This window comes from Pseudomonas canadensis (genome assembly GCF_000503215.1).
Classification (GTDB): Bacteria; Pseudomonadota; Gammaproteobacteria; order Pseudomonadales; family Pseudomonadaceae; genus Aquipseudomonas; species Aquipseudomonas canadensis.
In genome coordinates, this window is record NZ_AYTD01000005.1 from 91,307 (window position 1) to 114,864 (window position 23,558).

The following is a 23,558-nucleotide window of genomic DNA, read 5'->3' on the forward strand; positions in this document are numbered from 1 at the left end:
GTGCAGGACTCAAGGCCGCCATCGCCGGCAAGCCGGCTCCTACAAGGGAATCAGTGCTTGCTCTGGTCAACCGGCATGGCCAGCAGCTGCTTTTCCTGGTTCCAGTCGAACGGTTCGTCGTTCTGTTCGGCTTCGAAGCGACGCTCTTCCAGGGCCTGGTACAGGTCCAGTTCTTCGTCGGGCATGAAGTGCAGGCAGTCACCGCCAAAGAACCACAGCAGGTCGCGCGGCACCAGGTGGGCGATTTGCGGGTAGCGCAGGATGACCTGGCTCATCAGGTCCTGGCCCAGGTACTGGCTTTCGATCGGGTCGATCGGCAGCAGGGCGCGCAATTCGTCGAAACGCTCCAGGAACAGAGAATGGCTTTCCTCGGGCACCTGTTCGGCTTCGCCGACGGCAACCAGGATGCTGCGCAGATGGTCGAGCAAGACGAGATGATCGGCAACGACGTTGGACACGAGATAAGTCCTCTAAAGCAAAAACGGGCGCGAGAGTATATGCCTCTCGCGCCCGTTTTTATATGACCGCTCGACTTAGCGGACCTTACCCTCAGCCTGGGTCAGCTCTTCCTTGCTGAAATCATCCACGTCGATCACCTTGCGCCGTGCCGCTTCGGCATCACGCAGGGTTTGTGCTTCGGCCGGTTGCAACACGCCTGCGTGCAGTGCCGCATCGATGGCGTGCTCGCCGGCGGTCGGTTTGACCTGGCCGCTCTTGAGCGCGGTGTGCAGTTTTTTCTGCAAGGGATGGCTGGCGCCAAGCAGGTCGTAGGCATGTTGCAGGGCGCCTACCGGATCTTCCGCCGATTGCGGGCGGTAGCAGCCGGCCAGCAACTCTTCCAGGGTCGGGTCACCCTTGGCGCGGCCGATCACCGCCGCCACTTCGGCATCCAGCGCATCTGACGGACCGGTATGACGACGGCCGAACGGGAACACGATCACCCGCAGCAGGCAGCCCAGCACCTTGTTCGGGAAGTTGCTCAGCAGTTCATCCAGCGCACGCTCCGATTCACCAAGGCTTTCTTCCATGGCCCAGGCGAACAGCGGTTCCAGGTGGTCCGGCGAATCCAGGTCGTGGTAACGCTTGAGGGCGGCCGACGCCAGGTACATATGGCTCAGCACATCACCCAAGCGTGCCGAGAGGCGTTCGCGCCGCTTTAGCTCGCCACCCAGCAGCATCATGCTCAGGTCGGCCAGCAGCGCGAACGCAGCAGCCTGGCGGTTGAGTGCGCGGAAGTAACCCTGGCTCAAACGGTTGCCCGGTGCCTTCTCGAAATGCCCTACACCGAGGTTCAGCACCAAGGTGCTGGCGGCGTTGCTCACGGCGAAACCGATATGTTGCATCAGCAGCCCGTCAAACTCCTTCAACGCCTGGTCATGGTCTTCGCGACCGGCCAGGGCCATTTCCTTGAGTACGAACGGATGGCAACGAATCGCGCCCTGGCCGAAGATCATCAGGTTGCGCGACAGGATGTTCGCGCCTTCTACAGTGATGAAGATCGGCGCACCTTGCCAATTGCGCCCCAAGTAGTTGTTCGGGCCCATGATGATGCCCTTGCCGCCGTGCACGTCCATGGCGTGGCTGATGCACTCGCGGCCACGCTCGGTGAGGTGGTACTTGAGAATGGCCGACAGTACCGAGGGTTTTTCCCCCAGGTCCACGGCGTTGGCGGTGAGCATGCGTGCGCTGTCCATCAGCCAGGCGTTGCCGCCGATACGCGCCAAGGCTTCCTGGATACCTTCGAATGCCGACAGCGGCACGTTGAACTGTTCGCGCACCTGGGCGTATTGGCCGGTCACCAGGCTGGTGAACTTGGCCGCGCCAGTGCCCACCGCAGGCAGGGAGATCGAACGGCCCACGGAGAGGCAGTTCATCAGCATCATCCAGCCCTTGCCGAGCATTTCCTGGCCGCCGATCAGGAACTCAAGCGGGATGAACACATCCTTGCCGGAGTTGGGGCCGTTCATGAACGCGGCGCCCAGGGGCAGGTGGCGACGGCCGATTTCTACGCCGGGGGTGTCGGTAGGGATCAGTGCCAGGCTTATGCCCAGGTCTTCCTCTTCACCCAGCAGATGGTCCGGGTCATGTGCCTTGAAGGCCAAGCCGAGCAGGGTCGCGACCGGGCCGAGGGTGATGTAGCGTTTTTCCCAGTTCAGGCGCAGGCCAAGGGTTTCCTTGCCTTCCCATTCACCTTTGCAGATCACGCCGGTGTCGGGCATAGCGCCCGCATCCGAGCCGGCCAGTGGGCCCGTCAATGCGAAGCACGGGATGTCATCGCCACGGGCCAGGCGCGGCAGGTAGTGATTGCGCTGTTCTTCGGTGCCGTAGTGCAGCAGCAGTTCGGCCGGGCCGAGGGAATTGGGCACCATCACGGTCGAGGCCAGGTCACCGCTGCGAGTGGCGAGTTTCATCGCGACCTGGGAGTGGGCATAGGCGGAGAAGCCCTTGCCGCCATATTCCTTGGGAATGATCAGGGCGAAGAAGCCGTGGGTCTTGATGTGTTCCCAGGCGGCGGGCGGCAGGTCCATGGCCTGTCCGATTTCCCAGTCGCTGACCATGGCACAGAGTTCTTCAGTGGGGCCGTCGATAAACGCTTGTTCTTCTTCGGTCAGTTGCGCTTTGGGATAAGCCAGCAACTTGTCCCAGTCCGGGCGACCGCTGAACAGTTCGCCGTCCCACCAGACGGTACCGGCGTCGATCGCGTCGCGCTCGGTCTCGGACATCGGCGGCAGGACTTTCTGGAACCAACTGAACAGTGGCTTGGTGAAGTATTGGCGGCGCAGGTCGGGCAGCAGCAGGGGCGCGGCTACCACGGCGATCAGCACCCAGAAGACCAGCAGCAGCCAACCCGGTGCGTGGCTCCAAGCGCCCATCGCCAGCAGGTAGACGGCGACCACGCCCAAGGCGGGCAGGGGCGCGACGCGGCGGTGTGCGAGGTAGGCAATGCCGACCACCAGCACCAGTATCCACAACAACAGCATATTCAATCCTCCGTGAAACCAGGGGCGAAACCACCAGGGAGCTTAGTCGGCATCCGAACAAGCGGGGTGATCAGGGTGTAACGAGATTTGGCCGATTCGTCGTTATCTCCCCGGCAGGCCTGTGGTTAGACTCCAGGCTTCCTTCGGAGATAAAGCTCATGGATACCTACCTGAGTCCCAGCCGCTTCATCGATAGTGACCACCCTGCGGTGGTGGAGTTCGCCGAAAAACACCGTGGAACCCGTGCGAACTTAAGTGACCAGGCAGTCAGCCTCTACTACGCCGTGCGTGAGGCGATTCGCTATAACCCCTACACCTTCAGCCGCGACCCAGACACATTAAGTGCCAGCTTCGCCTTGGCCAGCGGCGAAAGCTATTGCGTGCCCAAGGCCACCTTGCTCGCCGCCTGTGCGCGCCACTGCGGCATTCCGGCGCGCATCGGCCTGGCGGATGTACGCAATCATTTGTCGACGCCGCGCCTGATCACCTTGCTCAAGAGTGACGTATTCGCCATGCACGGCTATACCGAGCTTTACCTCAACGATCGCTGGGTCAAGGCCACGCCTGCGTTCAATCAGCAGTTGTGCGATGTATTCGATGTGCCGCCGCTGGACTTCGATGGCATCCACGACAGCGTTTTCCACGCGTTCAATCGCCAAGGCCAACGTTCGATGGAATATGTGGTCGACCACGGGCAATTTTCTGACGTGCCCGAGGCGTTTTTCTTCGCGCATATTCAGCAGTGTTACCCCCACTTGTTCAGCGAGGACATGCCGACCCTGCTGGGCGATATGCAGAGCGATTTAAGCCGCGCGTGAACCGGCGTATGCTGCTGCGTTCATCAAGCCATGTTCATCAACAATAAGGCGCGGTCATGCTGAAAATCTGGGGTCGTAAAAATTCATCAAACGTCAGGAAGGCACTGTGGTGCGCCGAGGAACTCGGCCTGGACTATGAGGCAATTGATGCGGGCGGGGCTTTTGGTGTGGTCGATACGCCGCAATATCGGGCATTGAACCCCAACGGCCGGGTGCCGATGATCGAAGACGGCGATTTCGTGCTGTGGGAGTCCAATACCATCGTGCGCTACCTCTGCGCCAAGCAGGCGTCCAACTGGTATCCGACAGAGGTGAAAGCCCGGGCCAACGCGGAAAAGTGGATGGACTGGACCACGTCGACCTTCGCCGAACCGTTCAAGATTGTGTTCTGGGGCGTGCTGCGCACCCCGGCGGAAAAACAGAACTGGGAAGACATCCATGCCGGTCGCCAGGCCTGTATCGATGTGCTCAAAACCGTTGATGAGGCGCTGGCTACACAGCCGTATCTGTCGGGCAACGAGATCGGCATGGGTGATATTCCCCTGGGCAGCTTTATCTACGCCTGGTTCGAAATGCCCATCGAACGGCCTGCGATGCCCAATCTAGAGGCCTGGTATGCGCGCCTGCAACAACGTCCGGCCTACCGCAAAGCGGTCATGACTGCGTTGACTTAATACCCACTATTAATACGGGTGACTGTACTTGTGCGGCGCGGGCAAGCACCATGCTTGTCATGCGCCGCCGTTGAACTACCTGGGCTGCGCCCCCATCTACTCTTTCTATTCCCTTCTTTGGTGCGTAATCCGATATGAGTTCCGCTCTGTCCATCCGGCAGCTAACCAAAACCTACGGCAACGGTTTCCAGGCCCTGAGTGGTATCGATCTGGACGTCGCCGAAGGTGACTTCTTCGCCTTGCTCGGCCCTAACGGCGCCGGCAAATCCACCACCATCGGTATCCTCTCGACCCTGGTCAACAAGACCAGTGGCACGGTGAATATCTTCGGCCATGACCTGGACAAATCCCCGGCGGCGCTCAAGCGTTCCATCGGCGTGGTGCCCCAGGAGTTCAACTTTAACCAGTTTGAAAAGACCTTCGACATCGTCGTGACCCAGGCCGGCTACTACGGCATCCCGGCGAAAGTCGCCAAGGAGCGCGCCGAGCAGTACCTGACCCAGCTGGGCCTGTGGGACAAACGCGACGTGCCTTCGCGTTCGCTGTCCGGCGGCATGAAACGCCGCCTGATGATCGCCCGCGCACTGGTGCATGAGCCGCGCCTGCTGATCCTCGACGAGCCCACTGCCGGCGTGGACATCGAACTGCGTCGCTCGATGTGGACCTTTCTCACCGAGCTGAACGAGAAGGGCATCACCATCATCCTCACCACCCATTACCTGGAAGAGGCTGAGCAGCTGTGCCGCAACATCGGCATCATCGACCACGGCACCATCGTCGAGAACACCAGCATGCGTAACCTGCTGGGTCAGTTGCATGTGGAAACCTTTTTGCTCGACCTGAAAAACAATCTATCGGCGCCGCCGCAACTGCTCGGCTACCCGAGCCGCCTGGTGGACAGCCATACCCTGGAAGTGCAGGTGGACAAGGCCATGGGCATCACCGCGCTGTTCACCCAGTTGGCGGCCCAGCAAATTGAAGTGCTGAGCCTGCGTAACAAAACCAATCGCCTTGAGGAGTTGTTCGTGTCCCTGGTGGAGAAAAATCTGGCGAAGGTGGCGGTATGAGTTCCGAACTGCAACCTAACCTCGTCGCGCTGCAAACCATCGTTTATCGCGAAGTGAAACGCTTTACCCGGATCTGGCCGCAGACCCTGCTGCCGCCGGCGATCACCATGGTCCTGTACTTCGTGATCTTCGGTAACCTGATCGGCCGGCAGATCGGTGACATGGGTGGCTTCACCTACATGGAGTACATCGTGCCGGGCTTGATCATGATGTCGGTGATCACCAACTCCTACGGCAACGTGGTCTCCAGTTTCTTCGGCAGCAAGTTCCAGCGCTCGATCGAAGAATTGATGGTGTCGCCGGTGTCGCCCCACACCATCCTGATCGGCTACACCCTGGGCGGTGTGCTGCGTGGCTTGATGGTGGGCGTGATCGTGACCCTGCTGTCGCTGTTCTTCACCCACCTGCAGGTGCATCACCTGGGAGTCACCATTCTGGTGGTGGTGCTGACGGCGACGATCTTCTCGCTGCTGGGCTTCATCAACGCCGTATTTGCGCGCAACTTCGATGATATTTCGATCATCCCGACCTTCGTGCTGACGCCGCTGACCTACCTGGGCGGGGTGTTCTACTCCATCACGCTGCTGCCGCCGTTCTGGCAGACTGTGTCGCTGGCCAACCCGGTATTGCACATGGTCAACGCGTTTCGCTACGGCATCCTGGGGGTGTCGGATATCAAGATCAGCGTGGCGATCACCTTTATGATCGTCGCCACGGTGGTGTTGTATATCGGCTGTGCGCGGTTGTTGGTGAGCGGGCGTGGGATGCGTACCTGAGCAGCGATCCGCAATGAAAAAACGGCCTCGGATGAGGCCGTTTTTTTTTGCACCGCTGTGGGAGCTGGCTTGCCTGCGAAGGCGGTCTGACAGCCGACCTGGATGTTGGATCTGATCGGGTACATATCCGTTATTTGGGTAACGGCTGGTATTGGTTCCGCCCTTACGGCGGGTCACTTTGGAAAAGCCCCAAAGTAACCAAAGGGCTCTTGCCCCAACACTCGGCACCTCGCCTAGGCTCGGTGTGCCCGTAATCCGACAGGTATTTGGGGGGCCGCCGCCACGCGCCATCCATGGCGCGGGGCGGCTAAACCGGCATCCCTGCCGGTTTACCCCCCCAAATCCCTGTCGAATTCCGGCCAGCGTGTTTGACGGGGCGCCTAGGATCAAGATCAAAAGCAAGAGCACGGCGGCCTGACAGCCGGCCTGAGTGGTTGGATCAAAGGCAGGTAGGTGTAGGAGCTGGCTTGCCGGCGATGCAGGCGGCTCGGTATAGCAGGTACACCCAGCGTTATGCCATCGCCGGCAAGCCGGCTCCTACAGGGGAGGTTCAGGCGTTGAGTGCCAGTTCGATCAGGGCGTGCAGTTCTTGCACTGTCAGCGGGGCGTTCGAAAATAGAATGCGAAACACCGTTGGCGCTGCGATCAGGTTGATCAGGTGGTCCACGCTCGGCGGCGTGCTTTGCGGGTAGCGATCGACAATCGCCTGCAACTGCCCACTCAGGATGCTCACGCAGTATCCCGGCGTGATCGTGCACTGCAGGTCGCGCATCATGTTGCGGCCCGGCTCCGAACTCATTTCATCCAAGTATTGCTCGGCCCAAGCCTGCAGGTCGCCGCGCAGGCTGCCGGTGTTGGCGGGTTCGCTGTCGGGGCGCATGCGCGCCAGGGCCACGTCCGCGAGCAGCACGGAGAGGTCGCCCCAGCGCCGGTAGATAGTCGAGGGCGTGACGCCTGCGCGTGTGGCAATCATGGGCACGGTGACGCTGGAGCGCTCGTGGGCTTCCAGCAGTTCACGCACCGCCGAATGGACGGATTCTTGTACCCGGGCACTGCGGCCCCCCGGGCGAAGGCCTTCTTTTATCGCCATGTTTGTGACCTTAACACAAAGAATTTGCTTTAAGCGCTGGCGGGTAGCACACTCTGCAAAAGCAAAATATTAGCTTTAGCGGAGCGTGTGCATGTCCAGTCCTGTTTCCCATCGTTCCAGCCTGGTGTTTCTCGCGATCACCTTGCTGACCTTCCTGGCCGCTTCGAGTGCGCCGACGCCGTTGTACCACCTGTATCAGGAAGGCCTGCATTTTTCGGCAGGCATGCTGACGCTGATCTTCGGTGTCTACGCCCTCAGCCTGCTGGCGGCGCTGTTGACCGTCGGCTCTTTGTCGGACCACCTGGGGCGCAAGCCGGTGATTTTTGCTGCGCTGCTCCTGGATATGCTGGCGATGCTGCTGTTTATCAATGAAGGCAGCGTGGCCTGGCTGATTGCCGCCCGCACGTTGCAAGGGTTTGCCACTGGCATGGCCACCGCCGTATTAGGCGCGGCACTGCTCGACACCGACCGCCAACAGGGCCCGCTGGTCAACAGCGTGGCGCCGCTCTTGGGCATGGCTTGCGGGGCGATGGGCAGCAGTCTGCTGGTGGAATTCGCGCCCCTCCCGACCCAGTTGATCTACTGGACGTTGCTGGCCTTGATGCTGTTGCAGGCCCTCTACGTATGGCGCCTGCCGGAAACGGTGAGCCGCATCCCCGGCGCACTGGCGTCGCTGCGCCCAACATTGCATGTACCGCCCCAGGCGCGCCGGGCGTTGTGGCTGTCATTGCCGGTGGATGTGGCGGTGTGGGCGATGGGTGGCTTCTACTTGTCACTGGCCCCGTCGCTGGTGCGGGCCGCCACCGGGTCTACCTCCAACCTGATCGGTGGCGGCCTGGTGGCCGTGCTGACCCTGAGCGGCGCGTTGATGATCTTTACCTTGCGTAATCGTCCGGCCGACAAGGTGCTGCGTCTCGGCGCCGGCTTGCTGGCCATCGGTGTAACGCTGATCCTCACGGCGGTGCACAGCGCCAGCCTGCCCCTGTTCTTCATCGCCACGCTGATCGCCGGCAGTGGCTTTGGCGCGGGCTTTCTTGGCGCCTTGCGCAGTGTGGTGCCGTTGGCCTTGCCCCACGAGCGCGCGGGGCTGATGTCGGCGTTCTATGTGCTGAGCTACCTGGCGTTCTGCTTGCCTTCGTTACTGGCGGGCAACCTGATTCGCAGCTTTGGCCTGATCGCCACCACCGACGGCTACGGCGCGGTCCTCATCCTGCTGGCTGTCGGTGCGCTCATTGCCTTGCTGTTGCAGGATTCGGCGCGCGTGCGGGCGACGACAGGCGGCTGATGGGTAATAATCAGTGCCCGTATCCGCCTGATCGAGATTCGCGCATGAAGATCATCCGCAGCAAGGACTTCACCGGCAGCCGTGCCTGGGAGGCGCTGGACATCGCCAACATGAATGGCATCACCACGCGCCTGCACTGGACCGACCAGCCCTATCGCTGGCATATCAACGACGGCGAAGAAGTGTTTGTGGTGCTCGATGGCCGGGTGCAGATGCACTACCGCGACAATGGTTTCGAACAGGTGGCGGAGCTGGGCGTCGGGGACATCTTTTACGCCAGCGTCGGCACCGAGCACGTGGCCCACCCGCAAGGGCCGGCGCGGATTCTGGTGATCGAGTGCGAAGGCAGCGTCTGACGATATATAGGTAAAGTAGATAATAGATAGAGATATTACCCGTTATATAGATATTCGATTCGGTTCTACCATGGTCTCACCCTCATGCGAGGAAGAGGATTGCCATCATGACCTGCTCGAATAGCATCAGTTACAAACCCTTCAGTCACCTGACCCATCCACGGGAAGTGATCCGCCAGTTCACGCCGAACTGGTTTGCCGCCACCATGGGCACTGGTGTGCTCGCACTGGCCCTGGCGCAGTTGCCAGTCAACCTGCCTGGCCTGCACGCCATCGCCGAGGCGTTGTGGTTGTTCACTGTTGGCCTATTTGTGTTGTTCAGCGTGTTGTACGCGGCCCGCTGGGTGATGTTTTTCCACGAGGCGCGGCGTATTTTCGGTCACTCCACCGTCTCGATGTTTTTCGGCACCATCCCCATGGGGCTCGCGACGATTCTCAACGGCTTGCTGTTATTTGGCCTGCCGCGCTGGGGCGCCGGTGTGATACCGCTGGCTGAAACCCTGTGGTGGTTGGACGTGGGCATGGCCCTGGCCTGCGGCGTGCTTATCCCCTTCATGATGTTCACCCGCCAGGAACACAGCATCGACCAGATGACCGCCGTCTGGCTGCTGCCTGTGGTTGCCGCTGAAGTTGCCGCGGCCAGTGGTGGGCTGCTCGCGCCGCACCTGGCAGACGCGCATTCGCAACTGGTGATGCTGGTGACCAGCTATGTGCTGTGGGCGTTTTCGTTGCCGGTGGCGTTCAGCATCCTGACCATCCTGATGCTGCGCATGGCCCTGCACAAACTGCCCCACGCCAATATGGCCGCGTCGAGTTGGCTGGCCCTGGGTCCCATCGGCACCGGTGCGCTGGGCATGTTGCTGCTGGGGGGCGATGCGCCGGCGATCTTTGCGGCCAATGGCTTGCCGGGTGTCGGTGAGATCGCCAACGGCCTCGGCCTGGTAGCGGGCATTACGTTGTGGGGCTTCGGCCTGTGGTGGATGCTGATTGCGGTGCTGATCACCCTGCGTTACCTGCGCGCCGGTATCCCGTTCAACCTCGGTTGGTGGGGTTTCACCTTCCCGCTGGGCGTGTATGCCCTGGCGACGCTGAAGCTGGCGAGCCTGCTGCACCTGGGGTTCTTCAGCGTTTTTGGCAGCGTGCTGGTGGTGGCATTGGCGCTGATGTGGCTGATCGTGGCCAAGCGCACCGTGCAGGGTGCCTATAAAGGTGAGCTTTTTGTTTCGCCTTGCATTGCAGGACTAGCGAATAAGTAAGCCGGATTAGGTAAAGTCGTGGCCTGACAGCTTTTACAAAAAAACAGGCCACGCAGGAACACGGACGATGAGCCACCCCTCGCAATTCACCTTGCTGCGCACACGGCGTTTCCTGCCGTTTTTCATCACCCAGTTGCTGGGCGCTTTCAACGACAACATCTTCAAGCAATCGCTGATCCTGGCCATTCTCTACAAGCTCACTATCGACGGTGACCGCTCGATCTGGGTCAACCTCTGCGCATTGCTGTTTATCCTGCCGTTCTTCCTGTTCTCGGCCCTGGCCGGGCAGTTTGGCGAGAAATTCAACAAGGACGCGTTGATCCGCGCGATCAAGATCGGCGAGATCGTGATCATGGCCGTGGGCGCGACGGGCTTCCTCACCAACCACCTGGAGCTGATGCTGCTCGCGCTGTTTGCCATGGGCACTCACTCGGCGCTGTTCGGCCCGGTGAAGTACTCGATCATGCCCCAGGCATTGCATGACGATGAGCTGGTCGGCGGCAACGGCCTGGTGGAAATGGGCACGTTCCTGGCGATCCTGGCCGGCACCATCGGCGCCGGGATCATGATGTCGTCCACCCATTACGCCCCCGTGGTGTCCGTGGCGATTGTCGGCGTAGCGGTGCTGGGTTACCTGGCCAGCCGCAGCATTCCGCGCGCGGCCGCGTCGACCCCGGAACTGCGCTTGAACTGGAATATCTTCAGCGAGTCCTGGGCCACCCTGCGCTTGGGCCTGGGGCAGACGCCGGCCGTTTCGCGCTCCATCGTCGGCAACTCGTGGTTCTGGTTTGTCGGTGCCATCTACCTGACGCAGATCCCGGCCTACGCCAAGGAGTGGTTGTACGGCGACGAGACCGTGGTGACACTGATCCTCACGGTGTTCTCGGTGGGTATCGCACTGGGTTCGATGCTCTGCGAAAAGCTCTCCGGGCGTAAGGTCGAAATCGGCCTGGTGCCGTTCGGTTCATTCGGCCTGACGGTGTTCGGCCTGCTGCTGTGGTGGCACTCCGGCGGCTTCCCGCAGAACGTGCAGGCCAACGATTGGCTTGCCGTGCTCAGCTACGGCCAGGCGTGGTGGGTGCTGTTCGATATCCTCGGCCTGGGTGTATTCGGCGGCTTCTACATCGTGCCGCTGTATGCACTGATCCAGTCGCGTACCGCCGAGAACGAACGCGCGCGCGTGATCGCCGCGAACAACATTCTCAACGCGCTGTTCATGGTGGTCTCGGCCATCGTGTCGATCCTGCTGCTGAGCGTGGCCAAGCTGTCGATCCCGGAACTGTTCCTGGTGGTGTCGCTGCTCAACATCGCGGTCAACACCTACATCTTCAAGATCGTCCCCGAGTTCACCATGCGTTTCATGATCTGGCTGCTCAGCCATTCCATGTACCGCGTGGAGCATCGCAACCTGCAGGCGATCCCGGATGAAGGCGCGGCGTTGTTGGTGTGCAACCATGTGTCGTTTGTGGATGCACTGTTGATTGGCGGCGCGGTGCGTCGGCCGATTCGCTTTGTCACGTACTACAAGATCTACCGTTTGCCGGTGCTGAACTTTATCTTTCGTACCGCCGGGGCGATTCCGATTGCTGGGCGTCATGAAGATATCCAGATCTACGAAAAGGCCTTCACACGGATTGCGCAGTACCTGAAGGACGGCGAGTTGGTGTGCATTTTCCCCGAAGGCAAGCTGACCGCCGATGGCGAGATGAATGAGTTTCGTGGTGGCGTGACGCGGATTCTGGAAGAGACGGCGGTGCCGGTGATTCCGATGGCGTTGCAGGGGTTGTGGGGGAGTTTCTTCAGTCGGGATCCGAAGAAGGGCTTCTTCCATCGCATCTGGTCGCGGGTGGTGTTGGTGGCGGGTGAGCCGGTGGCGGTCGAGTTGGCGACGCCGGCGCAGTTGCAGGAGAAAGTTACTCAGCTGCGCGGCACGGTCCTGTAGGAGCGCGGCTTGCCGGCGACGGCTATCTTCAGGCCGCCATCGCCCGCAAGCGGGCTCCTACAAGGGTTATGTGGAGATTTTCAGGCCAATAAGCCCACAAATGATCAACGCCACGCTGGCCAACCGGAACAACGCCATGGATTCCCCAAACAGGATAATCCCAGCGATCACAGTGCCCACTGCACCCACGCCGGTCCAGATGGCATAGGCGGTGCCCAGAGGCAGTTCCTTCATGGCGAGCCCCAGCAGGCCAAGGCTGATGGCCATGGCGGCAATCGTCAGGGCGGTGGGGAGTGGCTTGCTGAAACCGTCGGTGTACTTCAGGCCGACGGCCCAGCCGACTTCAAACAGACCCGCGAAAAACAGAATGATCCAGGACATGATGACCTCCTAACACTAGGTGGGGTCGTCCCCGGAGTAGTCGCTTGAGCGCGTCGCGGGGTCGTCCCCGCGAAGCGCGTTAGAGTGCCGAAAAGTGCTCGGCTGATCAAGTTTGCGGGGTGTTCTCCAGGGCGCGACGGTCTTCCTTTTCGCTCATGCGGCGGAAGTAAGTCGACAGCAATGCACCGGAGATATTGTGCCAGACACTGAACAAGGCACTCGGCACCGCCGCCAGCGGCGAAAAGTGCGCACTGGCCAGCGCGGCGCCCAGCCCGGAGTTCTGCATGCCCACCTCCAGCGCCAGCGACTTGCGCTGCGCCAACGGCAACTTGAACACGCGGCCGGTGAAGTAACCCAGCAGGTAACCAAAGCTGTTATGCAGCATCACCACTGCCATGATCAACAGGCCCGACTCGGCAATCTTCGCCTGGCTCGCCGCCACCACCGCCGCGACGATGATCACGATGCTCACCACCGACACCAGTGGCAGCACATCGACCGCATGCCGAACCCGGTCGCCGAGCACGCGTTGCGCCAGCACGCCGAGCACGATCGGCAGCAACACCACTTGCAGGATCGACCAGAACAGCTCCATGAACGACACCGGCAGCCAGGCCGAGGCCAGCAGCCAGATCAATGCTGGCGTGAGCAGCGGGGCGAGGAGGGTGGTGACGGCGGCGATGGCCACCGACAACGCCAGGTCGCCACGGGCCAGCCAGGTCATCACGTTGGACGAGGTGCCGCTTGGGCAGCAACCGACCAAGATCACGCCGACGGCGATTTCCGGGGGGAGATGGAAGGCCTGGCACAGCAACCACGCCACGCCCGGCATGATCACGAAATGCGCAACCACGCCCAATGCCACACGCCAGGGGTGGCGGGCGACTTCGGCGAAGTCATCGAGTTTGAGGGTCAGCCCCATGCCGAACATCACCAGGCCCAGCAGCGGGACAATGGCGCTTTTAAGGCCAATGAACCAGCCGGGTTCGAGGAAGGCGACGACGGCGAAAATCAACACCCAGTAGGCGAAGGTATTGCCGACGAAGCGGCTCAAGGCGGCGAGTGCGCGCATGGGGATGTCCTTTTTTGTTGGATTCGATCAAATGTGGGAGGGGGCTTGCCCCCGATTGCAGTCTGTCAGTCATAGGTGTTTTTAACTGACAGAATGCTATCGGGGGCAAGCCCCCTCCCACATTTTGAATTTCACACGGTTTAGATACCCTGCGGAGTCTCTTCACCGCCCAATGCTTCAACCAGCGCCGGCAAGAAATCGCCGAACGTCAGCATCATCAGGGTAAAGCTCGCATCCAGTTGGCCCAGGGCCTCGTCGCCGCCGTCCTGTTCCGCCTGGTCTTGCAGCAGGTCTTCGAACTTCAGGCGCTTGACGGTCATTTTGTCGTCGAGCATGAAGGACAGCTTGTCCTGCCAGGCCAGGGACAATTGGGTCACGACTTTGCCGGTGGTCAGGTGCAGTTGGATCTCTTCGCCGGTCAGGTCCTGGCGCTTGCAGCGCACGATGCCGCCGTCTTCGTGGGTGTCGCGCAGTTCGCATTCGTCGAGGACGAAGAAGTCATCGGCCGGCTTCTGGGTGGTGACCCAGTCGGTCATGATTGCGGTTGGCGCGGTTTTCACCGTGAGCGGGCGAACGGGCAGGGTGCCGATCACTTCACGCAGGGTCGACAGCAGGTCTTCAGCGCGTTTCGGGCTTGCCGAGTTGACCAGGATCAGGCCCTGTTTCGGCGCGATGGCGGCGAAGGTGGAGGAGCGACGGATAAAGGCGCGTGGCAGGAAGGCCTGGATGATTTCATCCTTGATCTGATCGCGTTCCTTTTTATAGACCTTGCGCATCTGCTCGGCCTCGATTTCTTCGACTTTCTCTTTCAGTGCGTCACGCACCACGCTGCCCGGCAGGATGCGTTCTTCCTTGCGCGCAGCGATCAGCAGGAAATCACCGCTGACGTGAACCAGGGGAGCGTCTTCACCTTTACCAAAAGGCGCGACGAAACCATAAGTGGTCAATTCCTGGCTCGCGCAAGGGCGCGCCAGTTTGGTGGCCATGGCCGCTTCCAACGCCTCGGCATCAACAGGCAGATCTTGGGTCAGGCGATAGATAAGCAGGTTCTTGAACCACATGGGGTGAGTCTCTCCTTTATACAAAGGGGGGCATTATTCTCTTGATAACGTCCCAGGCCAACCCTGCCTAAGCCATTGGAAGCTATCAAAAAAAAGATTTCAGAAAGTGCTTGCCAGACTTAAGGTCGCTCCGTAGAATGCGCGCCACACCGAAACGAAGGGTGATTAGCTCAGCTGGGAGAGCGTCTGCCTTACAAGCAGAATGTCGGCGGTTCGATCCCGTCATCACCCACCATTCGCTTCATGTGTTACGCGCAGCGGTAGTTCAGTCGGTTAGAATACCGGCCTGTCACGCCGGGGGTCGCGGGTTCGAGTCCCGTCCGCTGCGCCATATTCGGTAACCTGGAACACTGAACGCCAGGTCACCACAGGAAGCCCGCTCAATGAGCGGGCTTTTTGCTGTCTGGGGTTTGTAAAACCAAAAAAACGCCGCCGATCATTTCCGATGATCGGCGGCGTTTTTTATGGGGCAATCAGAAATCCCAGCGAGTGGTGACCATGAAGTTGCGCGGCTCACCGTAAGCGGCCGAGTTATAGAAGCCGATGTTGGTGTAGTAGTGCTTGTCGAAGATATTGTTGACGTTCAGCGTCGCCGACAGGTTTTTGCTGACCTGATACTTGGTCATCAGATCCACCAGCCAATAAGCATCCTGGGAAAACTCTTCATACCCACCCTTCGGTGAGTTGTAGATGTCCTGCCAACCCACGCTTTGCCAACGCACACCACCGCCGATGGTCAGTTTGTCCAGGTTGCCCTTGAGTTTGTAGGTGGTGAACAGCTTGACCTGGTCTTCGGGTTCGAAGGTGGAGATCTTCACGTCCTTGTCGTCGCGCACCACCTTATGGGTGTAGCCCGCCTGGAGTTGCCAGCCGGGGGCAATCTCGCCGGACATCTCCAGTTCATAACCCTTGGTGACGGCCTTGCTACTTTTATAGGCGTAGTTGTTCGGGATCGGTGTCTGGTTGTTGTATTCGTCGTCGGAGAGTGCGCGATTGGACTCGCGGATTTCAAAGTACGCCGCGCTGGCGTTCACCCGTCCGTCGAGGAAGTCGGCTTTCACGCCCAGTTCCCAGTTCTGGCCTTCATCCGGTTCCAGCAACTTGTTGTCGCGATCGCGGTTGTAGTTTTCCTGCGGCATGAAGATATCGGTGTAGCTGGCGTAGACCGCGTACGTGTCGTTGAGGTCGTAGACGGCGCCGATGTACGGGACGAAACGCCCGGACTCACGGTAGTTGGGGTTGTAGCCCGTGACCTGATAATTGACCACGCGACCGCCCAGCAGCAGCTTGAGGTCATCGGCGAGGTTCAGTCGCGTGGTCACGTAGGCGCCGGTCTGGCGCACGGTGTCATCGGTAAGCGATTGCGCCTTGCCCCAGTCCGGTATCGTGGCGTGGCCATGCCAGTTATTGAAGTCGACGATATTGGGGGAGAGGTTCCAGTAGCCTTTGCCTTTCCATTCCGATGCGCTGATCGAGCCGCCCAGCACCAGTTCATGCTCGCGACCGCCGAGGCTGAATGGGCCGCTGACGTACAGGTCGGCGGAATCGCTGACGGTTTCCCCGGTGTACTTGCCCGAGGTGAGTTGCGCGGTGCCATCCGGCTGCGGTTGGTCGCCCTGGATTGAGCCCATTAGCGCGTGATAGCCGTTGATCTTGTGATCCAGTTGCAGCTTGGTGACCCAACCATTGCCCAAGTCGTGTTCGAGCATGGCGAATACGGTGCGGGTGTATTGCTCCCAACTGCTCCAGTCCGCGGCGTTGTTGAACGAGCGCTTGACGCTGTTGCGGTCGCCCTTGGAGTTGATCAGCGGGAAACTGCCCGACCACGATGAGCCCTTCGGCAAGGTGTCCTGGTAATCGCCGCCTACGGTCAGCAGCGTATCGGGTGACAGGTCGAACTCCATGATGCCGTAGTACGTCGGGCTCTTGCGCGAGTAGTGGTCCATGAACGAATGCTTGTCCTGATAGGCCGCCACGGCGCGGCCACGCACGTTGCCGCTTTCGGTCATGGGGCCGCTGACATCCAGCTCGCTGCGGTAGTTGTCCCACGAACCGGCGCCGAGGGTCGCGTGGCCCTGGAAGTCTGCGGTGGGTTTCTTGCGCACCAGGTTGATCGTCGCGCCCAGTGAGCCTGCACCTGTGAGCAGGCCGGTGGCGCCCTTGAGCACTTCGACACGGTCATAGATCGCCATGTCGCTCAAGGTGTTGCCCGCAGAGTAAGCGACGTTGCGTGCGGTCGAGGGGATGCCGTCGTATTGGAAGTTATTGATGGAAAAGCCCCGGGCGTAGTAGTTGGTACGCTCGGTGTCGAAGGCCGAAACGGTGATGCCGGGGGTATGGCGCATCACGTCGTCGACGTTGTTCAGGCCGAAGTCATCCATGTGCTGACGGGTGACCACGCTCACGGACTGCGGGGTTTCCTTGGGCGTCAGCACCAGGCGTGTGGAGGTCGCGATGGTGCCGGGCGTGTAGGAACCGGTGCCTTCGGTGACGTTGCCCAGCTGGTTGGCGGTGACGGCAGTCGGGCTCAGTTCCATGGTGCCATTGCCAGCGATGGGGGCGGGTTGCAGGGCGTATCCCTGAACGCCTTGCACGGCGCGGTAGCCGCTGCCTTCCAGCAACCTGTCAAACCCGTCCTGAATCCCGTAATTGCCTTTCAAGCCTGGGCCTTTGAGGCCCTCCAGTTCGTGGGACTGGAACACGATGGCCACACCGGCCTGCTGGGCGAAGCGGTTGAGCGAACTGCCCAGCGGTCCGGCGGGGATGTCATAGGACTGGGCGGCGACACTGACGGCGTCCGCCTGGGCCAGGCCGATGTTCAAGGTGCCGGCAGTGAACAGGGCCAAGGAAAGCGGTGCACTTTTCAGTAGCCGAAAGCGTCCGCGTGGGTAGGAAGGGGTGTGCATGGTGAAGGCAGTCCTTTATGTGTCGAATTACCTTCCTTGACGGGCAGCCTCGGAAAAACCGGAAGCAAATGCGAATAATTATTTATTGGGTGCTGGCTCGGGGCCAACCACGATCAGCCATGGAGTGTAGGACTGCACCCGGATCGGCAGCGTTTGCGCGAGTAATTGCAAAGCCTGGTCGCTGTCGTCCAGGGGGATCACGGCAGACACGCGCAGGCTTTGCAGCGCGGCGCGATCAAACTGCACGCGGCCGCTGCGGTGCCGGGCGATTTCGTCGAGCACGTCGGGCAAGGGTTGGTTCTCCACCACCAATTGATGGCGTCGCCAGGCTTCGTTGATGCTGCTCGGCTCAACAGTGCCGGCCAGGCGCACTTGGTTCGCGTGCATCAGGGCTCGCGACCCTGCATCGACTTCCAGTGTCTGCTGGCCGTTCGCGCTTTGTGCCGCCACGCGCGACTGGAGCATGCTCAGCACCGTGACATCACCTTCGCGCTTGACCACGAACCGCGTGCCCAGCGCACGCAGCGTTCCTTGCGGGGTCTGCACGACAAACGGCCGGGTGCTGTCGTGGGCGACTTCCACCAGGATTTCGCCTTGCAACAGCTCGATACGGCGCTGCTGGCTATCAAAATGCAGGTTCGCTGCGCTGATGCCATTGAGCGTCAGTGTCGAACCGTCCGCCAGTTGCAGGGTTTGCCATTGGCTAGGGCCATTTCGTACATCGGCCATCCACTGCCGCGGATAGGGGCTGATCAACAAGGCCGCTGCTGGGATCGCCACGCTGCACGCCAATACCAGCGCGCGCAGGGCGTGCTTGCTGCGACGGGTTTTCGGCTGAGCAAAGGCCGCATTCAATGCAGCGCGGGCAGGGGCTTTTTTACCGCGCAAGGCCTGCATGCGCGAAACCATAGTTTCCATGCGTGCGGCGGCTGCGGCGTGATGCGGGCCTTGTTGCTTCCAGCGCTCGAACGCCTGCTGCTGGGCCTCGTCCCATTCGCCGTCGTGCAGGCGCAGCATCCATTCGGCGGCTTGTTCTTCGACGTCCGACATGCTCGATCAAGTGTCCATGCTGTGGCTGCAATGCATAAGCGCCTGGATCAGGTACTTGCGCACGGTGCGTTCCGACAACTTGAGCTGCCGGGCGATCTGTTGCTGGGTCATGTCTTCGAGGTAATACAACACGAAGGCCTGGCGCGAGTATTCGTGCATGCCTTCCAGGATAAAGGCGATCTGTTCGAGGGCTTCGAGGGTGGTGTGGATTTGCTCCGGGGATTGGAACCCTTCGAGCGTGTCCACCGTCAGCGCCAATTCCTGCAGGTAAGCCTGTTCAATCTGCTTGCGCCGCGCCTGGTCAATGAGCAAGCGCCGGGCGGTGGTGCTCAGGTACGCGCGGGGTTCGCGAATGCCGGCGACGGATTCACGCGCGTTCAAGATGCGTGCAAACGTGTCCTGCGCCAGGTCGGCGGCATTCTGTCGACAGCCCAGCTTGCGTCTTAGCCAAGTGAGCAGCCAACCATGATGCTCGCTGTAGAGCTGGGTAATTTCCCGTTGGAAGGGCGGTTCACCCGCAGACATAGGCGTGGCTCAGGTGTTATTGAGAATGGTTTTTAATTGTGCGGCCAAGGGGCGGGTAAACGCAATAGACTCGCGTTTGAAGGCGTAGAAGCCCGTTTTTGCTGGGTTTTGTCGTGCCTGAGAAAATATTTCAAATAAATTGCATTTAAATCAAGACATTGCGGATTTTTGGTGTATGATGCCGCCCACACCGAAACGAAGGGTGATTAGCTCAGCTGGGAGAGCGTCTGCCTTACAAGCAGAATGTCGGCGGTTCGATCCCGTCATCACCCACCATTCGCTTCATGTGTTACGCGCAGCGGTAGTTCAGTCGGTTAGAATACCGGCCTGTCACGCCGGGGGTCGCGGGTTCGAGTCCCGTCCGCTGCGCCATATTCGGTAACCTGGAACACTGAACGCCAGGTCGCCACAAGAAGCCCGCTCATTGAGCGGGCTTTTTTTCGTCTGCGATTTCTTCTTCTTATGCCCTGCCAGTGTGCACTGCTTATTCGTCCTGAACTGTACGGGTGCGCCATGACGTGAGGGAATACCCCCATGCTCATTGGTTGATTGCGCCGTCGGACGCTTAAACGTTTATCTATAGCCACGCGAAGACTTCCAGGCGAGTGACCGGCAGCAGGATGCTGCGGGGGCTCGCTCTCCAACATAAAAATAGTCTGCAAGGGGAATGGCTCTCTATGAAATATCCACTGCGTCCGTTGGTGTTCTGGCCAACGTTCCTGATCCTGCTGGCGGCGGTGATCGCCAGCTACGTCGACCTGAATGCGTTCCTTGCAGTCAGTAAACAGCTCAACAACCTGATCCTGAAAAACTTCTCATGGCTGTTCAGTGCAGGCTCGTTTGCCATGGTGGTGCTGACCGCTGTCGTGTACTTCTCTGCACTGGGCAAGGTGCGTATCGGCGGTGAAGATGCCCAGCCTCTGCTGAGCAAATGGCGCTGGTTCATGGTGGCGCTGTGCACCACCCTGGCGGTGGGCGTGCTGTTCTGGACCACCGCCGAACCGCTTTACCACCTGTACGGCCCACCCACCAGCCTGCCGATCGAGGCGGGCAGTTCGGCGGCGAAGAGCTTTGCCATGTCGACGATGTTCCTGCACTGGACCATCACGCCTTACGCCATCTACCTGGTGCCCTCGTTGGTGTTTGCGTTGGTGTTCTACAACCGTCGCAGCAATTTCTCCATCGGTGCCATGCTTGAACCGTTGCTGGGCGAAGCGCGGGTCCGGCGCTATGCCGGGCTGATCGACACCCTGGCGATGTTCGCCCTGGTGGCCGGCATGGCCTCGTCCCTGGGCACCGGCGCGTTGACCCTGGCCGGCGGCCTGGCCCAGTACATCGGCGGTGAAACCACGCCGCTTCGCCTGGCCATCATCATTGCGATCATCGTCATCACCTTTGTCGCGTCGGCCGCCAGCGGTCTACAGAAAGGCATTGTGATGCTGTCCTCGTTCAACACCTGGATCATGCTGGCCCTGGGGCTGTTTGTGCTGTTGTGCGGGCCGACCCTGTACATGTTCAGCCTCGGCGTCGAGTCCTTGGGCGTGTACCTCGACACCTTCTTCAGCCGCAGCCTGTTCACCGGCGCCGCCAGTGGCGACACCTGGCCGCACAGTTGGACGGTGTTCTACTGGTCGGTGTGGTTTGCCTGGGCGCCGGTCAGCGCGTTGTTCCTCGGCAAGATCGGCCGTGGCTACACGGTGCGTGAATTCATTCATATCAACATGCTCTACCCGGCGTTGTTCACAGCGGTGTGGATCTGCATCTTCTCCGGCACCAGCCTGTACTTCGATGCGCTGGGCGACGGCAGCCTCAACCGTGTGCTGAACGAGCAGGGCGTGGAACACGTGCTGTACCAGATGTTCCAGCAACTGCCGGCCAGCGGCGTGATGATCGCGTTCCTGCTGTTCGTCGCGTTCATCTCTTTTGTCACTGCCGCGGACTCCAGCACCGACGTTATCGCCAACCTGTGCAGCAAAGGCGTGACGGCCGATTCTGACCTGGACGGCAACCCGCTGCTGAAGATTGTCTGGGGCCTGATCATCGGCTCGGTATCGTGGGTGATGGTCGCGTTTGTCGGCATCGACGGGGTGAAGATGCTCTCCAACCTCGGCGGTCTGCCGGGCATGATCCTGGTGTTGCTGGCCAGTACTTCGCTGATCTTCTGGTTGAAAAATCCCGCATTGCTGGATGTGAAACGCCTTCAGCGGACCCCCGAGACGGAACTGCGCGGCGCTAGCCCGGTGCCGGATTTCGCCCGCTGATCGATTGAATCGCTGTAGGAGTTACTGATGGAAATCGTCACTGAATTTGCTTACACCGTGCGCGAAATCGAGCACTGCCTGATCCCCTTGAAGGACGGCACTCAACTGGCCGCCCGCATCTGGTTGCCGGAAGTCGCCGGTGTGCAGACCTTCCCGGCAATCCTGGAATACCTGCCGTACCGCAAGCGCGATGGCACCGCCGTACGCGATGCGCTGACTCACCCGTGGATGGCGGGGCAGGGCTACGTGTGTGTGCGGGTGGACATGCGTGGCAACGGCGAATCCCAGGGCCTGATGGCCGATGAATACCTGCTGCAGGAACAGGAAGACGCCCTCGAAGTGATCGACTGGCTGTGCCGGCAACCCTGGTGCGACGGCAATGTCGGCATGATGGGGATTTCCTGGGGCGGCTTTAACGGCCTGCAAGTCGCGGCACGCCAGCCCGAGGCGTTGAAAGCAATCATCACCTTGTGCTCCACCGATGACCGCTTTGCCGACGACATCCATTACAAGGGTGGCAACCTGTTGATGGAGAATTTCGGCTGGGCCGCGACCATGCTCAATTTCAGCGCAGCGGTGCCGGATCCTTTGCTGGTGGGCGACGACTGGAAAGACCTCTGGCACCAACGCCTGGAAGCTATGCCGCTGCTGGCCGAAACCTGGCTGCAACACCAGACCCGCGATGACTATTGGCGCCACGGCTCGGTGTGCGAGGACTATTCGAAGATCAAGGCGGCCGTGTATGCCGTGGGCGGCTGGGGCGATGCCTACCGCAACACGGTTTCGCGCCTGATGGAAAATCTGCCGGGCCCGAAGAAAGCCATGATCGGCCCGTGGATCCACAAGTACCCGCATTTTGCCGTGCCCAACCCGGCCATCGGCTTCCTGCAAGAGGCCAAACGCTGGTGGGATCACTGGCTCAAGGGCATCGATAACGGGGTAATGGATGACGCAGCCTGCACCTTTTACCTACAGGATATTCTGCCGCCGAAGGGCAGTTATGCCGAGCGGCCAGGGATCTGGGTGCAGACCTCGGGTTGGCCGGATCCGCAGGTGCAATGGACGGATTTCAGCCTGGGCGATCAAGGCCTGAGCGCGGGCTCACAGCCCTTGGCGGCGCCGCGCAGCCTCTGTTCGCCGCTGACCACCGGCCTGCACCAGGGCGAGTACTGCGCCATCTGGTTTGGCCCCGATGGCCCAACGGATCAACGTCGCGATGACGCCCATTCGTTGTGCTTCGACTCCCTGCCGCTGACCGAGCCGCTGGCGTTGCTCGGCGATGCACGTCTTACGTTACGCCTGGCAAGCGACACTTCCTGTGGTCAATTGGTCGCCCGGCTGAATGCGATAGCGCCGGACGGGCAAGTCACCCAGATCAGCTACGGTGTGCTTAATCTCACACTGCGTGAGGATTTTTCCCAGGTAACGCCGGTAGTCCCCGGTGAACCCATGGACGTGCAGTTAAACCTCGACCACATCGGCATGCGCCTGCCCGCCGGCTACCGTTTGCGTCTGGCGCTCAGCACGGCGAGTTTCCCGCTGCTGTGGCCGAGCCGTGAATTGACCACCCTGACGTTGCTACCCACCCTGCAAAGCCTGCAACTGCCGATATTCAAAGGCGAGGCGGTGGACTGCCCGTTCGAAGCACCGCAGTCGGCTACGCCGGTAGCGATGGAGGTCCTACGCGCCGCTGCGCCGAAACGCACCTTGATCGAAGACGTCGGCAGTGGTGAAGTCTGCGTGAAAATCGAAGATGACTTGGGTTCGGTGCGTTTTACCGACCATGGCCTGTCGGTGGACCAACGTTGTACCGAGCAATACCGCACCTTGCCCTGGGATCCGCTGTCGACGCAGGCTGACATTGAATGGCACTACCGAGTCGGTCGCGACCAGTGGGCCGTGGAGGTGGAAAGCCATTTGAGCGTGCACGCCGACGCCGAGTGGTTCTACATCGAAGCGGAGCAGACCGCCTGGGAAAATGGCCAGCTTGAGCACCGTAGGCAATGGAGTAAGCGCGTGGCCAGGGTCGCACTCTGAGCAGGCAACTGGCAGGATGC

The 23,558-nt window shown here is 60.6% G+C and carries 19 protein-coding genes and 4 tRNA genes; 14 read left to right on the forward strand and 9 right to left on the reverse strand.

Annotated elements, in window-relative coordinates:
* Positions 1–50: 50 nt before the first annotated feature.
* Both U367_RS0103875 and U367_RS0103880 read right to left on the reverse strand, forming a co-directional pair.
* Positions 51–458: a PA2817 family protein gene (locus U367_RS0103875; protein ID WP_016979513.1), complete on the reverse strand. Its 408-nt coding sequence runs from the start codon at positions 456–458 to the stop codon at positions 51–53.
* A gap of 75 nt (positions 459–533) precedes the next feature.
* A complete protein-coding gene (locus U367_RS0103880) occupies positions 534–2,981 on the reverse strand; it encodes an acyl-CoA dehydrogenase (protein WP_028615759.1) in 2,448 nt (815 codons plus the stop codon).
* 158 nt (positions 2,982–3,139) lie between these two features.
* On the opposite strand from U367_RS0103880, the gene U367_RS0103885 reads away from it, so the two are divergent.
* The 4 genes from U367_RS0103885 to U367_RS0103900 all read left to right on the forward strand — a co-directional run bounded on the left by U367_RS0103885 (position 3,140) and on the right by U367_RS0103900 (position 6,316).
* On the forward strand, positions 3,140–3,799 hold the full coding sequence (locus U367_RS0103885; protein ID WP_028615760.1) for a transglutaminase-like domain-containing protein: 660 nt from the start codon (positions 3,140–3,142) through the stop codon (positions 3,797–3,799).
* Positions 3,800–3,855: 56 nt separating this feature from the next.
* The gene (locus U367_RS0103890) at positions 3,856–4,473 is read left to right on the forward strand and encodes a glutathione S-transferase family protein (protein ID WP_028615761.1); all 618 of its coding nucleotides are present in this window, start codon (positions 3,856–3,858) and stop codon (positions 4,471–4,473) included.
* Positions 4,474–4,607: 134 nt separating this feature from the next.
* Positions 4,608–5,540, forward strand: coding sequence for an ABC transporter ATP-binding protein (locus tag U367_RS0103895; RefSeq protein ID WP_028615762.1), 933 nt, complete (start codon positions 4,608–4,610; stop codon positions 5,538–5,540).
* A complete protein-coding gene (locus tag U367_RS0103900; RefSeq protein WP_005786689.1) occupies positions 5,537–6,316 on the forward strand; it encodes an ABC transporter permease in 780 nt (259 codons plus the stop codon). Before U367_RS0103895 ends, U367_RS0103900 begins: the two co-directional genes overlap by 4 nt.
* A 550-nt stretch (positions 6,317–6,866) precedes the next feature.
* Here U367_RS0103900 and U367_RS0103905 read toward each other — a convergent pair.
* Positions 6,867–7,406: a TetR/AcrR family transcriptional regulator gene (locus U367_RS0103905; protein WP_028615763.1), complete on the reverse strand. Its 540-nt coding sequence runs from the start codon at positions 7,404–7,406 to the stop codon at positions 6,867–6,869.
* A 91-nt stretch (positions 7,407–7,497) separates the two neighbouring features.
* On the opposite strand from U367_RS0103905, the gene U367_RS0103910 reads away from it, so the two are divergent.
* From U367_RS0103910 to U367_RS0103925, 4 genes are all read left to right on the forward strand, one after another.
* The gene (locus tag U367_RS0103910) at positions 7,498–8,691 is read left to right on the forward strand and encodes an MFS transporter (RefSeq protein ID WP_028615764.1); all 1,194 of its coding nucleotides are present in this window, start codon (positions 7,498–7,500) and stop codon (positions 8,689–8,691) included.
* 44 nt (positions 8,692–8,735) lie between these two features.
* Positions 8,736–9,047, forward strand: a complete 312-nt coding sequence (locus tag U367_RS0103915; RefSeq protein ID WP_028615765.1) for a cupin domain-containing protein — start codon at positions 8,736–8,738, stop codon at positions 9,045–9,047.
* A gap of 107 nt (positions 9,048–9,154) precedes the next feature.
* Positions 9,155–10,303: a TDT family transporter gene (locus tag U367_RS0103920; protein WP_028615766.1), complete on the forward strand. Its 1,149-nt coding sequence runs from the start codon at positions 9,155–9,157 to the stop codon at positions 10,301–10,303.
* Positions 10,304–10,370: 67 nt separating this feature from the next.
* Positions 10,371–12,245 (forward strand): MFS transporter, encoded by a 1,875-nt coding sequence (locus tag U367_RS0103925; RefSeq protein WP_028615767.1) that lies wholly within the window; start codon positions 10,371–10,373, stop codon positions 12,243–12,245.
* 66 nt (positions 12,246–12,311) lie between these two features.
* Here the strand turns inward: U367_RS0103925 and sugE are convergent, their stop codons facing one another.
* The 3 genes from sugE to rdgC all read right to left on the reverse strand — a co-directional run bounded on the left by sugE (position 12,312) and on the right by rdgC (position 14,759).
* Entirely contained in the window at positions 12,312–12,626 is a 315-nt protein-coding gene (gene sugE, locus U367_RS0103930; RefSeq protein WP_003237114.1) for a quaternary ammonium compound efflux SMR transporter SugE, read from the reverse strand.
* A 106-nt stretch (positions 12,627–12,732) separates the two neighbouring features.
* Positions 12,733–13,698 (reverse strand): bile acid:sodium symporter family protein, encoded by a 966-nt coding sequence (locus tag U367_RS0103935; protein ID WP_012723140.1) that lies wholly within the window; start codon positions 13,696–13,698, stop codon positions 12,733–12,735.
* A gap of 140 nt (positions 13,699–13,838) precedes the next feature.
* A complete protein-coding gene (gene rdgC, locus U367_RS0103940; protein ID WP_005786703.1) occupies positions 13,839–14,759 on the reverse strand; it encodes a recombination-associated protein RdgC in 921 nt (306 codons plus the stop codon).
* Positions 14,760–14,918: 159 nt separating this feature from the next.
* On the opposite strand from rdgC, the gene U367_RS0103945 reads away from it, so the two are divergent.
* Both U367_RS0103945 and U367_RS0103950 read left to right on the forward strand, forming a co-directional pair.
* Positions 14,919–14,994: transfer RNA gene (locus U367_RS0103945), tRNA-Val, on the forward strand.
* A 19-nt stretch (positions 14,995–15,013) separates the two neighbouring features.
* Positions 15,014–15,090, forward strand: a tRNA-Asp gene (locus tag U367_RS0103950).
* A gap of 142 nt (positions 15,091–15,232) precedes the next feature.
* Here the strand turns inward: U367_RS0103950 and U367_RS0103955 are convergent.
* The 3 genes from U367_RS0103955 to U367_RS0103965 form a co-directional block, all read right to left on the reverse strand.
* Positions 15,233–17,665 (reverse strand): TonB-dependent siderophore receptor, encoded by a 2,433-nt coding sequence (locus tag U367_RS0103955; protein ID WP_028615768.1) that lies wholly within the window; start codon positions 17,663–17,665, stop codon positions 15,233–15,235.
* Positions 17,666–17,743: 78 nt separating this feature from the next.
* Entirely contained in the window at positions 17,744–18,715 is a 972-nt protein-coding gene (locus U367_RS0103960) for a FecR family protein (RefSeq protein WP_028615769.1), read from the reverse strand.
* Between the two features lie 6 nt (positions 18,716–18,721).
* Positions 18,722–19,240 carry a sigma-70 family RNA polymerase sigma factor gene (locus tag U367_RS0103965; protein ID WP_028615770.1) on the reverse strand — a complete coding sequence of 173 codons (519 nt, stop codon included), beginning with the start codon at positions 19,238–19,240 and terminating at the stop codon, positions 18,722–18,724.
* Positions 19,241–19,440: 200 nt separating this feature from the next.
* Between U367_RS0103965 and U367_RS0103970 the strand changes: the two genes are divergently transcribed.
* The 4 genes from U367_RS0103970 (at position 19,441) to U367_RS0103985 (ending at position 23,538) form a co-directional block, all read left to right on the forward strand.
* Positions 19,441–19,516: transfer RNA gene (locus U367_RS0103970), tRNA-Val, on the forward strand.
* Between the two features lie 19 nt (positions 19,517–19,535).
* Positions 19,536–19,612, forward strand: a tRNA-Asp gene (locus U367_RS0103975).
* 305 nt (positions 19,613–19,917) lie between these two features.
* On the forward strand, positions 19,918–21,501 hold the full coding sequence (locus tag U367_RS0103980) for a BCCT family transporter (protein ID WP_028615771.1): 1,584 nt from the start codon (positions 19,918–19,920) through the stop codon (positions 21,499–21,501).
* 27 nt (positions 21,502–21,528) lie between these two features.
* Positions 21,529–23,538 (forward strand): CocE/NonD family hydrolase, encoded by a 2,010-nt coding sequence (locus U367_RS0103985; protein WP_028615772.1) that lies wholly within the window; start codon positions 21,529–21,531, stop codon positions 23,536–23,538.
* Positions 23,539–23,558 lie beyond the last annotated feature (20 nt).